Here is a 14,653-nt window from a genome sequence, read left to right on the forward strand (position 1 = left end):
CATTGCAGCCTTGCGGCATTAATGAGGCTATTCCGGCCGGTGCATGGAGAATGGCCGGACGCTATTTAGCCGTTTTTGCGTACAATTCGTTCATTTCTTTTACCAGCTCGTCCCCGCCTGTCTTCCGCCATACATCAAAGGCTGCCTTCAGGCCGGCCTCGTCAATTTGTCCGACAATATACTTGATGCGCGCATCGTTGATGACATTATCAAGCTGTGAGCCTTTTTGCGTATAGACGGTAGAGATCAGCGCTTCAGCCGGATTGATAACAATGGTTGCTTTATTTTCTTCCTGCACCTTTGTCTGCTTGTCCCGCAGTGGAGTCTGCTTAATCTGCTTCGCGTCCTTCGCATTCTCATCAGGAATATACGGGATCATCTGGTTAAGCCCTTCCACTTCCGATTCCAGCAGGACAGTGTCAGCTGAACGTTCAACGAATCCATCCACCAGATTGTAATGAACACCCTCAATTCCGTATCCCAGCAGCGTCTGCAGATCCCCGTCATTCACCTGGTCCAGGAAGGCCAGCACACGCTTCAGCTCATCCTCTGTTTTGACAGAAGATTTCGGAATGGCCAGCATACCGGAGAAACCGGAGGTCGGGAGTGTGTGGAGCTGTCCGTCCGCCCCTGTAACGCCGCCCATGACATCCATGTAGTGACGGTCAGGCTCGTCTTTGCCTTCTTTCTGGAGTGCAGCATGGATCTTGTCGTCAATACGGGCTGCAGTGTCCACTACATCAACAATAACGCCGGCCTGGTTGTTCACAACCGGATCATTCCATTTGGAGCTGTCCATAACCGCGAAGTCGGAGTTAATCAGCTTCTCGTCGTACAGCTTTTTCATAAATTCAAGCGCTTCCAAATATTCCGGATATTCATGCTCGGGAACGAGCTTGCCATCCTGTACACCCCATCTGTTCGGGGAGCCGAACCACAGCTTGATCGTATCGAAGCCGCTGGCCCAGCCGCCTGTCCACTTCACCATTACCATACCGTAAGTGTCATCCTTGCCGTTGCCGTCCGGATCCTGCTCTTTAAACGCTTTCAGCATATTATAGAATTCATCCACAGTCTGCGGATTCTCAAGCCCCAGCTTCTCCAGCCAGTCTTTGCGGAATACGACACCGTTGCGGCCCAGCGCCCGGCCTCTGTAAATCCCGTAGTTTTTGCCGTCAATGGCCGAGTTGTTCAAAATAACCGGGTCGGCCTTGCTCAGGTTAGGATAATCCTTCAGGTAAGGACCAACCTCCCAGAACGCGCCGGATCTTGCTGCATTTACAAAGCTTGAAGCCTTAACATCACCTACATAAATAATATCGGGGAGCTTGCCTGAAGCAAGCGTAATGTTGAATTTGTCGGTATAGGAGGCATTCGGCACCCATTCAAAATGGATGTTCGTACCCGTCAGCTCCTCCAGCTTGGCCGCAACCGGGCTGTCATCCTTCGGATAATTCGTTTTAAAAATCGGCAGCATCAGCGTCAGATCCAGCGGTTTCTCTGCTTCTGCCCCCGCTGTTGTTTCAGGCTTGGCCGTTCCTTCACTGCCTGCAGCCCCGTTTGTTCCTGCTGCATTATTGTTTTCGCCGTTACTTCCGCAGCCTGACATCACACTTACAATCATAATAGTTGACAGTAGCGTAAACAACCGCTTTTTGAATGTAATGGAACGCTTTCCTGTTGAACTTTGATTTTTCATGATTGGCCTCCCTTTATTTGTTGGCATAACATGTTTACCTTTTTAACCTTTAACCGAACCGAGCATCACCCCTTTGGCGAAATGTTTTTGCAGAAACGGATAGACGCACATAATCGGAAGTGTGCCGACCACGATAACTGCCATTTTGATCGACTGCTCCGGCGGCTGTACAAAATTCGGGTCCATCGAGCTGAGATCGCCGGCTGCCGACTGGGACAGCATAACGATCTGGCGCAGCATGACCTGCAGCGGCCACTTGGACGGATCATTGATATATAGCAGCGCAGAGAAGAAGTTGTTCCAGTGTCCGACGGCATAAAAAAGAGTAAAGGTCGCAAGCACCGGCTTCGAGAGCGGCAGTACGATTTTCCACAGCAGACCCAGCTCGCTGCAGCCGTCGATCCGCGCCGCCTCCTCCATTTCAACCGGGAGCTCCTGGAAGAAGTTTTTGACGATAATCAGATTGAAGGCGCTGATCGCCCCCGGCAGAATCAGGGCATTCAGGGTATCCAGCAGGTGCAGGTCACGGATCACCAGATAGGTGGGAATCATGCCGCCCCCGAACAGCATGGTGAAAATAACGAGATTAAGGATCAGATTGCGGCCCATCAGATAGCGTTTGGCCATCGGGTACGCCATGGTTACCGTAAAGAACAGATTAACAATAGTCCCGATTACCGTTATATATAACGACACTCCAATGCTTCGGACAATCGTATCTGTAGAAAAGATAAACTTATAAGCATCAAAAGAGATCGTTGTCGGAATCAGAAAGACCGCCCGCTTTGTAATTTCCGCTTCCGTCGCGAACGAACCAGCGACCACAAACAGGAACGGCAGGATGGCCGCGATTCCGATAATTCCAAGTATTAAATAGTTGAATACGTCAAAAGTAACCTCTCCGGCGCTTCGATATTGCTTCTTAACCACGCACGCAGCCTCCTTCTTAATAAAGTCCCGATTCGCCGAATTTCTTGGCTAGCCAGTTGGTACCGAGTACCAGCACAACGCCGATGACCGACTTGAACAGCCCGACCGCCGTACTGTAGCTGAATGCCCCCTGGGTAATCCCGAGTGCGTACACATAGGTGTCGAACACCTCAGCCACTTCACGGTTAAGCGCATTCATCATCAGATAAATCTGCTCAAAGCCGTTGTCCAGAATAGTACCCATCCGCAAAATCAGCAGAATGACAATGGTACTGCGGATCGCCGGCAGTGTAATATGCCAGATCTGCCGCCAGCGGTTCGCCCCGTCCATAACGGCAGCTTCATATTGCTCCACATCAACACCGGCAAGCGCAGCGAGGAAAATGATTGTCCCCCAGCCGCATTCCTTCCAGATGGTCTGCAGGATAATCAGCGGCCGGAACCAGTTCGGATCAGCCAGAAAGTCTATTTTGCTTCCTGTAACCGTGTACAGGAATTCATTGACTGCCCCGCCCTGAGTGGTCAGGAATACATAGGAGATACTCGCGACAATAACCATGGAAATGAAATGGGGCACATAGATCAGCGTCTGGATTGTCCGTTTATAGAAGGACAACCTGATTTCATTCAGCAGCAGCGCCAGTATAATCGGTGCCGGAAAAAAGAACACCAGATTAAGCAGAGACAATACCAGGGTGTTGCGCAGCAGCATGAAAAAATCCGGATTCTGGAAAAACGTGCGGAAATGCTCCAAACCCACCCATTCGCTTTTCCAGAAGCCCAGAAAAGGCTGAAAATCTTTGAAAGCGAGCAATACTCCCCACATTGGCACATATTTAAACAGCAGAAAATACAGGATTCCCGGGGTCAGCAGGATATAGAGCCATTTGTCACGCTTCAGGCGTCTAAAGAAAAGCTCCCGTCTGCTGCGGTAATTTGAAGCAGCATGTATTTCAGCTGTTCCGATTGCCGCTCCTTGCTTCATTACATTCACCTCCGATTGAATAGGCAGCCCCGTCTTGTCTTCAGGGGGCTACGGTTCCCATTATGTCGGCGGCAGATTTTTCCGGCAATCGGACTTTTTGGATTGCCCTGCATTAGTCCCGGTCCAGTCCGCTTCAAAAAAGTGCAAAGCCGGCAAAACTTTACTATTGCCGGCCTGACAGGCAGCATCTATGATGCCGGAAGATCAATTCCCTCATTATAATCTCCTGGAGGTATGCTTAGTGAAGCATAAATTGTATTACGGCGCCGCATGGTACCCCGAGCTGTGGGGGGAGGCCGAGCGGCAGGCCGATCTTCAGCTCATGAAGGAAACCGGGATCAACCTGGTCCGCATGGGCGAGTTCATCTGGTCAGAGCTGGAGCCAGAGGAGGATGTTATCGATGTCCGCCCGTTTGCCGAGCATATCCGCCAGCTGCATAATCATGGCATTGACACCATTATGTGTACCCCGACGGCGACACCGCCGGTCTGGCTGACGCACGGACACCCGGAGCGGCTGTTCGTCCGGGCGGACGGGGCCGTCATGAGCCACGGATCGCGGCAGCATATCTGTACCAATCATCCTTATTTCCGGCAACGGGCCGCCATCATTGCCGGGCATCTGGCCCGGGAGCTGGGACGGCTGCCCGGTCTTGCCGCCTGGCAGCTCGACAACGAATTCAAAGCACATGTGGCTGAATGCATGTGCGATACCTGTAAGGGGCTGTGGCATAAGTGGCTGGAGCAGCGCTACGGGAGCATTGCCCGGCTGAATGAGGCCTGGGGAACAGCCGTCTGGAGCCATACCTATCAGGCATTTGAGCAGGTACCTCAGCCGGTAGCTACCCCCTTCCTGCATAACTCCTCACTCGTTACGATGTACCGGCTGTTCCAGATGGACAAGATCGCTGAATTTGCGGCAGAGCAGGCAAGCATTCTTCGCGGGTATTCGGATGTTCCCATCACTCATAACAGCAGCGTTGCTTTTCATCTGGATAATGAGCAGCTATACCGGGAGCTGGATTTCGCATCATATGATACGTATGCCTCCCAGGCCAACCGGCACGCCTATCTGCTGAACTGTGATCTGTGGCGCAATTTCAAGCCCGGCCGGGATTTCTGGCTGCTTGAGACCAGCCCCGCATACGCCGGATCTCTTACGAGCTTCGGACAACCGCATCCGGACGGGTACTTGGTTGCTGAAGCCGTATCCGCTTATGCGCTTGGAGCCGGAGCTTTCTGCTACTGGCTGTGGCGGCAGCAGCGTTCCGGCAGCGAGCAAACGCACAGCTCCATCCTCAGTGCCTGGGGTGACCCTGCACTCGGCTACGATAATGTGCGGGCCGCTTCGCAGGCCCGGCTGGCCATCGAGCCGCATATGCTGGCTACCCGGCCGGTGCAGGCTGAGGTTGCGGTCACCTACTCCGACCGCACAAAGGCTTTCCTTGCGACAGAGCCGCACCGGAAATTGAATTACCGCTCCCTGCTCGGCGATTTCTATAAGCGGATCGTGGACATGGGCATCCACCGCGATCTGGTGCCCGAAGGCGGCGGCCTCAGCGGTTATAAGCTGCTGTTCACTCCCTTTGTGCATTATTTGTCGCCGGAGTTTGTGGAGAAAGCCTTGGCGTTCGCCGAAGCCGGCGGCATCTGGATCGCCGGCCCGCTGAGCGGGGGCCGCACAGCCGAGCACACCCTGCATACAGATGCTGCGCTGGGTGACCTTGAGCGGTATGCAGGCGTGCATACCAAATACGTCTACCCGATGGAGGGAACCGGCAGCATCGGGCAGGCCTTTGGCTTGTCCGCGCCGCTGTCCTTATGGAGCGCGGTGTTTGAGCCGCTGCCCGGCGGGGCTTCCGTGATCGGCGAGATCACGGAGGGCCGGACGCCGGGCCTGGCCTTTGTGACTGAGCAGCCGTATGGCCGCGGGGCCATCGTCATGCTCGGCTCTTTGCCGGCCGGCGAGGACGGCGATCAGCAGCTGCAGGCGCTGATCGGGCATTACGCCGGCCGGGCCGGGGTGGCGCTGCGCAGCGATGTCACCGCGGGCACGGTTGTGTGCCCGCGGCGCGGCAGCAGCGGCGAGCTGTGGACCGTCGTGAACATGGACGGTCTCGGGGGCACTGTTACCCTGCCGCGCAGCGGGCAGGATGCTCTCGGCGGCGGGGCTGTGCCGGCCGGCCCGCTGACACTCGGGCCGTATGAATACCGGCTCATCGCGCTGGAGGAATAAGGGCGCAGCGCTATATCGCGAATCATTCGGAAGCGGGTAACGCTGCAATAACCCCGGCACAAAGGAATGGGGATGTGCGCGTTGGCCGTACATGAATGGTTGCTCCCGTTTGACCGCACATGCTTGCCGTCACACACTCGTCCCACCTATGTCCCACATACTTGGAAGTGCATGATCGTCGTGCTCAGTAGGCTCCACAAACCTGTCGCACCCGTTAAATCGCAAAAAAGCAGTATGCAGCCGGATTTACTCCGCTGCATACTGCTTTTTTAAATGTTGTAAGTATTGCTTAAGGGTTGATTCCGCTAGTTAACAAGCTGCGTAAGCCATTAACCCTACCATAAGTACTTAGTTACTCAACTGTCCCACTGATGAGCATACGTCTGCCCGCGCACCTATCTTCCGCACACTTATCTTCCACCCACTCGCTTACTCACGCACTTATGGCTCCCCGAAATCTAGTTGGATTTTCGCCACTTAATTCCACCATTTATTAGTTTTTTGAATAATTAGGTGGAAAAACAGCATCTAATTCTGCCCGTTAACCCACTTTAGCGTAGATACAGTAAAACTAAGTGTCGTTTTTCCAACTAACAACCTCATTTCAGGGAGTTGGCGCAGAATTAGATGACGATTTTCCACTTAGCTTGCTCAGCGATACCCTGTGGATTATTCCTGCCAACTAACTAATCCACTTAGCTGTATTTTATATAACTAAAACAGCTCGTTTGCCCCAGAAAACACAAATAAGTGTATTCCCTACAATTAAAATGTCCGCATACCCCACTTTTGGCCGATATGGGCAGATATAGCTGCACAGAATACACTTATAAGGCGCGATGGCAGGAAGTTACCATTTTTAATTGTACAAACTGCAGTTAAAAGGCCTTCTACTTTAAGTAGGGTAATCCCAAAACAACCGGCTAAGCGATGCCTCTGTCAAGGCTGTTAAGAGCTCATTCAATAACTCAATAACTCCATAGCTCTATCAACGCTCTTCAACAGTTCATCAATAGCTCTTAATCGCTCTACACAGCACTAGAACAGCTATGCTGCAGCGAAGCTCCCGCCCCACACTCCCCCGCTATTAGTCCAGATCCGCACCATTCGAGGCAATCGCCTTCTGGTACCAGAAGAAGCTTTTCTTTTTGAACCGGTTCAGCGTACCCTTGCCCTCATCGTCCTGATCCACATAGATCACACCGTAACGCTTGGACATTTCAGAGGTCGAGGCGCTGATAATATCAATCGCTCCCCAGCTGGTGTAGCCCATCACGTCAACGCCGTCCTGAACAGCTTCCTTCACCTGAGTAATGTGCTTGCGCAGATAATCGATCCGGTGATCATCGTTGATTGAACCGTCTTCTTCCACCTTATCTTTTGCCCCGAGACCGTTCTCCACCACGAACAACGGAAGCTGGTAACGGTCGTACAGTTCTTTGAGCACGATACGCAGGCCGATCGGATCAAGCTGCCAGCCCCACTCCGTTACCTGCAGATTCGGATTCTTCACCGTGCTGAACAGGTTGCCGCCGGTAACGCCGTATTTCTCCGGATCTACTGTTGAGATAAGCGAAGTGTAGTAACTGAAGGAGATAAAGTCGACTGTATGCTCACGCAGCAGCTGCCCGTCTCCCGGCTCTACAACGAGATTGATGTTATTTTCGGCAAAATACCGCTTTACAAACGGAGGGTAACTGCCCCGCGCCTGCACATCCGTATGCAGCAGATTGAGCTGGTTATCTACCTGTGCCTGCAGAACGTCCTCCGGACTGCTGGTTGCCGGATAGTGAATCATGCGCGCCAGCATGCAGCCGATGCGGAAGTCCGGATTGATCTCGCGGCCTTTTTTCGTTGCCAGACTGCTGGCTACGAACTGGTGATGCAGCGCCTGGTAAGAAGCTTCGCGGATATTATCGACTGTATCCTCAACCACCCCGCCGCCGGTGAACGGTTCAATGACGGTCGTGTTGATCTCGTTAAAGGTAAGCCAGTACTTAACTTTGTTCTTGTAACGGGTCATCACCGTCTCTGCATACTTTTCATAAAAAGCAATCACCTTACGGTTTCTCCAGCCCCCATAATTCAGCACCAGCGACATCGGCATTTCATAATGGGACATGGTAACCAGCGGCTCAATCCCGTACTTATGCATCTCGTCGAACATATCGTCATAGAACTGCAGCCCTTTTTCGTTCGGCTCAGCATCATCCCCGTTAGGGAAAATCCGCGCCCAGTTAATCGACATCCGGAACACCTTGAAGCCCAGCTCGCCGAACAAAGCGATATCTTCCTTATAACGGTGGTAAAAATCAATTCCGTAACGCTTCGGATACCCTTCAGCCGTAGTGTGCTGCATCGCGCGCTGAATGGATTCACTGGTGACATGCATCAGCTCTTTCAGATTGGTATAGTCCTTTTTCTTAAAATAAGGCACCATATCCGCAGTGGACAACCCTTTGCCATCCGCATCAAAAGCACCCTCCGCCTGATTGGCCGCGATCGCGCCGCCCCACAGAAAACCTTCCGGAAACCCCTGCTGTATGCTCAATGTGCTCATCTCCTTGGTTTTTATATAGTTTGAACTGATAATTTATTATTTCGGGATTGGCCGTGACTCCATGAATATTTGGACTTGCGGCCGCTGTTGTCTGCAGATGTTTGGATTTAACTGCTACTAAATAGATATAACTGGTGAATTTTCCGTTTTGGGGTTGGCCGTGACTCCAGAGAATGTTTGGACTTCCGGCCGCTGTTGTCTGCAGATTTCTTGATTTGATACCGCTGTTCGCGGTGGAAATCCGCAGACAAAGGCGGTCGCTATCGCTCCTACAGTTCCAAACTTCCCCTCCGCCACTTTTCCCTTAACTTAATTTCCAAGTTCAATCTATATAGGCCCTAACATCCAAACATAAAGGCGGACGCTCCGCTCCTACAGTTCCAAAATTCCTTCCGCCACTTTTCCCTTAATTCAAGTTTTCAAGTTCAATCTATATAATATTTTTTTTGTAAAAAGTGCTCTGGATCTGCTGCGCCTGCAAATCCATCTCCTGGTATATAAAACCAAAGGGCAATTGCCCGGGAAATGGAACTCCCCTGCGCAGCTGCAGGTCAAACCGTCTAATCTAATCCAATCGTACTAATCACCCTACAGCTCCGCCCGCAGCACCGGCTCACCAAAACCAACCGGTCCCAGCTTGATCGGAAGAATCTGTTTGTAATCAGCAGTATTAGTAACAACCATCGCGGTCGTAATATCGTAATTCTGCGCGATCTGCTCCAGGTCAAAGGTCAGCAGCTTGTCGCCTGCCTGCACCTGATCACCGGTCTGTACATGCGCTTCGAAGAAATGGCCGCGCAGCTTAACGGTGTTGATGCCGACGTGAATCAGCAGCTCCATGCCGCTCTCATCACGGATGACCAGGGCATGTTTCGTTTTGAATACATTCATTACGGTGCCGCTGACCGGAGATACCAGCTCACCGACTGCCGGTACAAAAGCAATGCCCTTGCCCATCAGCTCATCACCAAAGGTAGGATCGTTGACCTCTTTTAGAGGAATTGCCTTCCCGCTCATAGGAGCATAAGCCGTGCTGTCTGCAGATGCAGAAGCCGCTTCTACTTCAACCACTGCCGGAGCGGCAGCCTGCGGAGCATCGTTCGAAGGTTTAGGCGCAATATTGCCGGAAATCTGTGCAGCGTCATCCGCCTCTTCCTGGAATCCCAGGAGCACTGTAACAATAGCGCCGACTACAAAGGCAATAACCATCCCGCCAAAAGCGTACCAGAACGTCTGGCCGACCAGTCCCGGGAGACCCGGAATACCGCCGTTACCGGCAAGTGCGTACGCCTTGGCACCAAAGGCCAGCGCAAAGCCGCCCCCTGCCGCACTACCAATCATTGCCGCGATGAACGGCTTCTTATATTTCATGTTCACACCATACATAGCTGGCTCGGTAACACCCATAAGCGCGGTGAAGCTGGTGGAGAGCGCTACGGATTTCAGCTTTTTATCTTTTGCCCGGAAGAATACACCCAGTGTCGCCCCAGCCTGCCCCATGTTGGAGATGTACGTCAGCGGCAGGAATTTGTCGAAGCCAAGTGTTGCCAGATTGCCGATAATAACCGGAACCAGCGCGTAGTGCATACCCGTCATAATAATCAGGGCCATTGCACCCCCAAGGACAATACCGGAGATCAGCCCGCCTTCATTCAGTAGCCAGTTGATGCCGCCGGACAAGCCGTCGCCGATAAAGGTTCCCAGCGGTCCGATCGCAATCAGCGTAACAGGAACCATAATAAGCAGCGAAATCAGCGGAACAAGCAGCAATTTAAGCGAAGGCGTGATGAAACGGTCCACCGTCTTTTCCACATAAGAGAGCAGCCATACGGCCAGCAGGATCGGAATAACGGATGAAGCATACGATACGGCAGTAACCGGAATGTTCAGAAAAGCAACCGGATTACCGCTCGACAATAACGCCCCCATGTCCGGATACATTAATGCTGCACTTACTCCAACCGCAATAAACGGATTACTCCCGAATTTCCGGGCTGCGCTGAAGGCGATCAGAATCGGCAGGAAGTAGAACACACCGTCACCGATGGCGGAGAGAATCCGGTACGTATCCGTTCCGGTTGTCAGCCATTCCAAGGTTACGAACAGGGCCAGCAGCCCCTTGAGGATACCGGCAGCCGTGATTGCAGGAAGCATCGGTGCAAATACGCCTGCGATGGTTTCAAAAATGTTCAGAATGACATTCTGTTTCTTTCCATCCTCTTTTTTAGTGCCCTCACCACTCTGCTTAAGCCCCGGGTAGGCCTTTACCATCTCATCGTAAACCTTCGGCACATCGTTGCCGATGATGACCTGGAACTGCTCACCCGAGATGTTGGTGCCCATGACCATATCCAGCTTTTTGAGCGCAGACTGATCGGCCTTGCTGTTATCTTTAAGCTCAAAACGCAGCCGGGTTACACAGTGGTATACCGAGTTTACATTGTCCACACCGCCCACGGACTGGACGATCTGCTGTGCTGTTTCCTGAGGTTTCATCTTACTTCCCCCTATTTTTGGCATATAAAAAAACCCGAACGAACACACTGTCTCCGCGCTCTTACGCGTACCGTGCCTCATCCGGGTTTTGCCTGACTGAACAGTAACAAGCCCTTGGTTATTTACTTTTCATCAGCCGCTCCAGATGCAGCGTCAGGTAGAGCTGCTCGGAATGCGTCATAACATAATCATAGTTTTTGAGGATAAACGTTTCGATCTTGATGATGCACTTGAAGGTCTCCGGATAATTCTTGCGGACAACCTCGTACAGATATTCCTCCGTGTCATCATGACTGGAATGGGTAATCACCCGCTGGCAGAAATATTTGAGATGCGTAATGAATCTGAAATAGTTGACGCTGTCCTCATCCAGATCGACACTGAAATGATATTTGATGATGTTCATAATCTCCTGCAGCAATTGCATCAGATGCGTCACATCGTTCATCGAATCATTGACTTCAGCATTTATGAAATGCAGGGCGATATTGCAAATCTCATCTTTCGGAAAATCAATCCCCAGCCGTTCCCTGAGAATCGTCAGCGCTTCCTTGGCTACATCATACTCAGCCTTATAGAAGTGCTGCACCTCCCACGACAGCGGGTTACGGACAATCTGGTCCCGCACCATCCGCTGTACGGCAAAGTTAATATGATCGGACAGGGATACGTAAATCCCGTCACTGATCTGCTTATTCAGCTGCATGCGCGCCAGACTGACAATATCATCCGTCACCTGCAAAATTTCTATCGGCACCTCGGTAACAATCGCTTTGAAGCGCTCGTAGATGGAGGAATCCTGCAGACGGAAGATCTTTTCAATCCGCCCTTCGTTAATCGTGTCGCCTGCCTAGAACTGGAAACCGATACCCCGGCCGAGGATAAGCAGCTCCTGGTTCTTGTCATCAAGCGTGCTGACGATGTTGTTGTTAAAAATTTGTTTGATGATCACGATAAACCCACCTGTGTTTGAGGAATCAAAAAAGGGCAAAACAACAATGGATATGACAGAATCATTTCCACTGTGGTTTTGCCCGCATTACCGGTAACAAGCCTCGGAAACAATTTAGCACAAGCTGAAAACGGTGTCGACCATCATTTTAAAAATATTCCGGCCGCCTTCAGGCTGCTTCCCTGCATCCATATCCCCCCTGCGTGGTCAGCTGTAACCTAATTTTAACCAGCCGCAATCTGGACTATGCATCTGCCCCGCATTCTAAAAGTACAAATCCCACCCGATGATCAGCGCACTGAACAATACAGCCGACAGGCCGGACAGCACGTACAATACCTTTCTCAATCTTCCGCTGTTCGAGCGCCGCAGCTTCAGCAATAGCAGCACAATATATCCTGCGGCCAGCAGAATATAGATAATATTCAGTGCCAAATGAACATACACTCCGGTGTAGGCTGTGGCATTCATAGACCGGAAAAACATAATTGTATTGTTCAAAATAAAGACTAGACCGGCTATATTAAACCACATATAATACCTATCCAACCTGGACACCGGCTTATGTAATCTCTTAAAACGGCGGATCAGCCAGCGGATAAATTGATTGATAAGTGTAAACAGTGTAATAAAAGCACCCAGCCCCAGGGCAATGAGCGATATTCCGATGCTTTGTGCAGCAAAGCCGGAAAGCGGCAAATAATCCCCGTACATATTTGAAAGCTTGATAATCTTTCCCTGATCATCCCTTATAAAGTAGTCGATGCCCGACGAGTTAATTTTGGTGTAGGCATAAGGTGCAAACTGCCTGGAGGGATCTCCATTCCATTTGGATACCCGCGTATTAACAGGCTCGATATAGGCAAGATTGAGATATTCAATCATTTTACCGAACCCGTGGATGACCCGGCGTGCACGTATGTAAGTCCCTTCTACCTCTGAGCTGTCCGGCAGCTCGCCGCTGTAAGCCGCTGGTGTGTAAGTACCAAAAACTCTGTCAACAAGCCCTACGCAGTACTGGCCCTCATTTTGCTGGTTAACCATGACGATCATCCCGAACCCCGAAACAGGGTCGAATACGAAATTGCTCGAAAAAGCCCATGTATTTCCGCCATGCTCCAGCGTTCGGACGGCATGCTCATTTACAAAAAATCCGTGGGCGACCCTTGGCACATTGGTGCCTTCATACATCAGACTTGGCGTCAGCATCTGCTTAAGGGTCTCATCGCTCTGAAAAAGCGGACTTCTGCTCCCTGCCGGCGGCACAAGCGCAGCCATAAATTTCGCCGCATCTGCTGTGGTGCCGATAGCACCGCCTGCCGGATATATACCCATATATGTAATGTTTTTCTTGATCAGCTCCCGTTCAGCTGTATAGCCCTGAATCCTGCTTCTTGCAGCTGCAACAAAAGAATTGTCCTGCAGCGTCGGGTGAAGGGAAGTAGCATTCATTCCCAAGCTCTCAAAAATATGCTCTTTAACATATGTATAAAACGGCACTCCGCTCTGCAGCTCTACAATGTAACCTGCCAGGGCAGCACCGTAATTGGAGTAAGCTACTACTGTACCCGGTTTGTACACCTGCCGGGGTTCATAGATACGCAGCGCTTTATATAAATCGGGTACATCATCTTTCTCCATATAAAACAAATCGGTATACCGGTCCTGCCAGCCCGCATTATGATGCATCAGATTCAGCAGCGTGATCGGCTCATCGTATTTCAGCTTCTTGAAAAAGCCCTCGGGCAGATACTCCCGGATATCCGTCTGCAAATCCAGCTTGCCCTGCTCCACCAGCTGCATCACACTCGTCCAGACCAGCAGCTTCGTGACGGAGCCCCATTCAAACACCGTGTCCGTATCGGCGGCGACATTGTGTTCCACATCCGCTAATCCGTAGGCTTTGTTAAAAATAGTCCCTCCGTTGTTGACGACAGCAACGGATACGGCAGCAGTATTTACCTTACGGGCAGGAGTTATGTAAGAATCAATAACGGCTTCAAGTGCAGACAGCCTGATTCCGGAAGGGCTCTCATCATTAGCCGGCACCACTCCTCCTTCTGCTGCATAAGCAGGAAATCCGGCAGACAGCAGTAATAAAACCGTCAGACAAATAACCGACGGCTTAAATAAGGCAAACCATCTTTGCAGGTTCATGCACAGCCTCCTCTTGTAATGCTGGTATTAGTGTAAATTACTCCCATAAGTGCGTATAACCGCTACTACGTTCCATTCAGGAATGCGGTGCAAATTTTTTCCTTTAACAACTTAGTCAGCATATAGTGCTACGGCAATTGTACGTGTGTCTAACTTTTAAGACCGAATCGCAAACCGTCCAGTCTTCATCCCCCAAAAAAATAATTATCCATCCTGCACCATGCTCTAACGGACACCAGCGCTCTTATCAATGCGGAATATTCACCTTTGTCAGGCTAACGGACTCCAGTGCGCTTATTCGCCGGATTTCGCCCAAATTATCGCCCATTTGGAGCAATAAGCGCATTACGGTCCGTTAGATTGTGAAAATACTCTCCACAAACCAAATAAAGGCTGTACGGTCCGTTAGCAGCATTCGGATTGAAATCGAGTAGGAGGGGGCGGCAAGCCCCCGTCCTCTCACACCACCGTACATGCGGGTCCGCATACGGCGGTTCCAAAAGGTTAACAAAGCTCCAAGTAACGTGAAAGCAAACTTTTCAACCCTTTCGCTTCCCAGTAGGAAGTCGGAAGGGCATTATTGGTGTTCCGGGACATTTCCCATGCTCCGCGCCGCGAGTTAGCCATCGCCAAACCTG

The 14,653-nt window shown here is 51.2% G+C and carries 7 protein-coding genes and 2 pseudogenes; 1 reads left to right on the plus strand and 8 read right to left on the minus strand.

Annotation, left to right across the window (positions count from 1 at the left end; all coding sequences use genetic code 11):
• Positions 1–61: 61 nt before the first annotated feature.
• Genes M2108_RS23240 through M2108_RS23250 form a run of 3 tightly spaced genes read right to left on the minus strand, consistent with a single transcriptional unit; the run spans position 62 to position 3,614 of the window.
• Positions 62–1,699, minus strand: coding sequence for an extracellular solute-binding protein (locus tag M2108_RS23240; RefSeq protein WP_277471661.1), 1,638 nt, complete (start codon positions 1,697–1,699; stop codon positions 62–64).
• A gap of 42 nt (positions 1,700–1,741) precedes the next feature.
• A complete protein-coding gene (locus M2108_RS23245) occupies positions 1,742–2,629 on the minus strand; it encodes a carbohydrate ABC transporter permease (RefSeq protein WP_277471660.1) in 888 nt (295 codons plus the stop codon).
• 16 nt (positions 2,630–2,645) lie between these two features.
• Positions 2,646–3,614, minus strand: a complete 969-nt coding sequence (locus tag M2108_RS23250) for an ABC transporter permease (protein ID WP_277471659.1) — start codon at positions 3,612–3,614, stop codon at positions 2,646–2,648.
• 241 nt (positions 3,615–3,855) lie between these two features.
• Here M2108_RS23250 and M2108_RS23255 point away from each other — a divergent pair, with 241 nt between their 5' ends.
• The gene (locus M2108_RS23255) at positions 3,856–5,850 is read left to right on the plus strand and encodes a beta-galactosidase (RefSeq protein WP_277471658.1); all 1,995 of its coding nucleotides are present in this window, start codon (positions 3,856–3,858) and stop codon (positions 5,848–5,850) included.
• 1,087 nt (positions 5,851–6,937) lie between these two features.
• Here the strand turns inward: M2108_RS23255 and M2108_RS23260 are convergent.
• The 5 genes and pseudogenes from M2108_RS23260 to M2108_RS31450 all read right to left on the minus strand — a co-directional run.
• Positions 6,938–8,401, minus strand: a complete 1,464-nt coding sequence (locus M2108_RS23260) for a glycoside hydrolase family 1 protein (protein ID WP_277547373.1) — start codon at positions 8,399–8,401, stop codon at positions 6,938–6,940.
• 597 nt (positions 8,402–8,998) lie between these two features.
• Positions 8,999–10,906, minus strand: a complete 1,908-nt coding sequence (locus tag M2108_RS23265) for a beta-glucoside-specific PTS transporter subunit IIABC (protein WP_277471656.1) — start codon at positions 10,904–10,906, stop codon at positions 8,999–9,001.
• Positions 10,907–11,024: 118 nt separating this feature from the next.
• A pseudogene (gene licT / locus M2108_RS23270) lies at positions 11,025–11,858 on the minus strand (BglG family transcription antiterminator LicT).
• Between the two features lie 264 nt (positions 11,859–12,122).
• A complete protein-coding gene (locus tag M2108_RS23275) occupies positions 12,123–14,015 on the minus strand; it encodes a serine hydrolase domain-containing protein (RefSeq protein WP_277471655.1) in 1,893 nt (630 codons plus the stop codon).
• A 504-nt stretch (positions 14,016–14,519) separates the two neighbouring features.
• Positions 14,520–14,653, minus strand: a pseudogene (locus M2108_RS31450) (group II intron maturase-specific domain-containing protein); the annotation flags it as partial.

The sequence above is a fragment of the Paenibacillus sp. PastM-3 genome (genome assembly GCF_029893965.1).
In the GTDB taxonomy this organism is placed as follows: Bacteria; Bacillota; Bacilli; order Paenibacillales; family Paenibacillaceae; genus Paenibacillus_AQ.

What these genes read in the sequence shown, in the direction of transcription:
- M2108_RS23240 (WP_277471661.1), bottom strand. Translation starts at nt 1,699, where the DNA reads ATGAAAAATCAAAGTTCAACAGGAAAGCGTTCCATTACATTCAAAAAG.
- M2108_RS23250 (WP_277471659.1), bottom strand. Translation starts at nt 3,614, where the DNA reads ATGAAGCAAGGAGCGGCAATCGGAACAGCTGAAATACATGCTGCTTCA.
- M2108_RS23265 (WP_277471656.1), bottom strand. Translation starts at nt 10,906, where the DNA reads ATGAAACCTCAGGAAACAGCACAGCAGATCGTCCAGTCCGTGGGCGGT.
- M2108_RS23275 (WP_277471655.1), bottom strand. Translation starts at nt 14,015, where the DNA reads ATGAACCTGCAAAGATGGTTTGCCTTATTTAAGCCGTCGGTTATTTGT.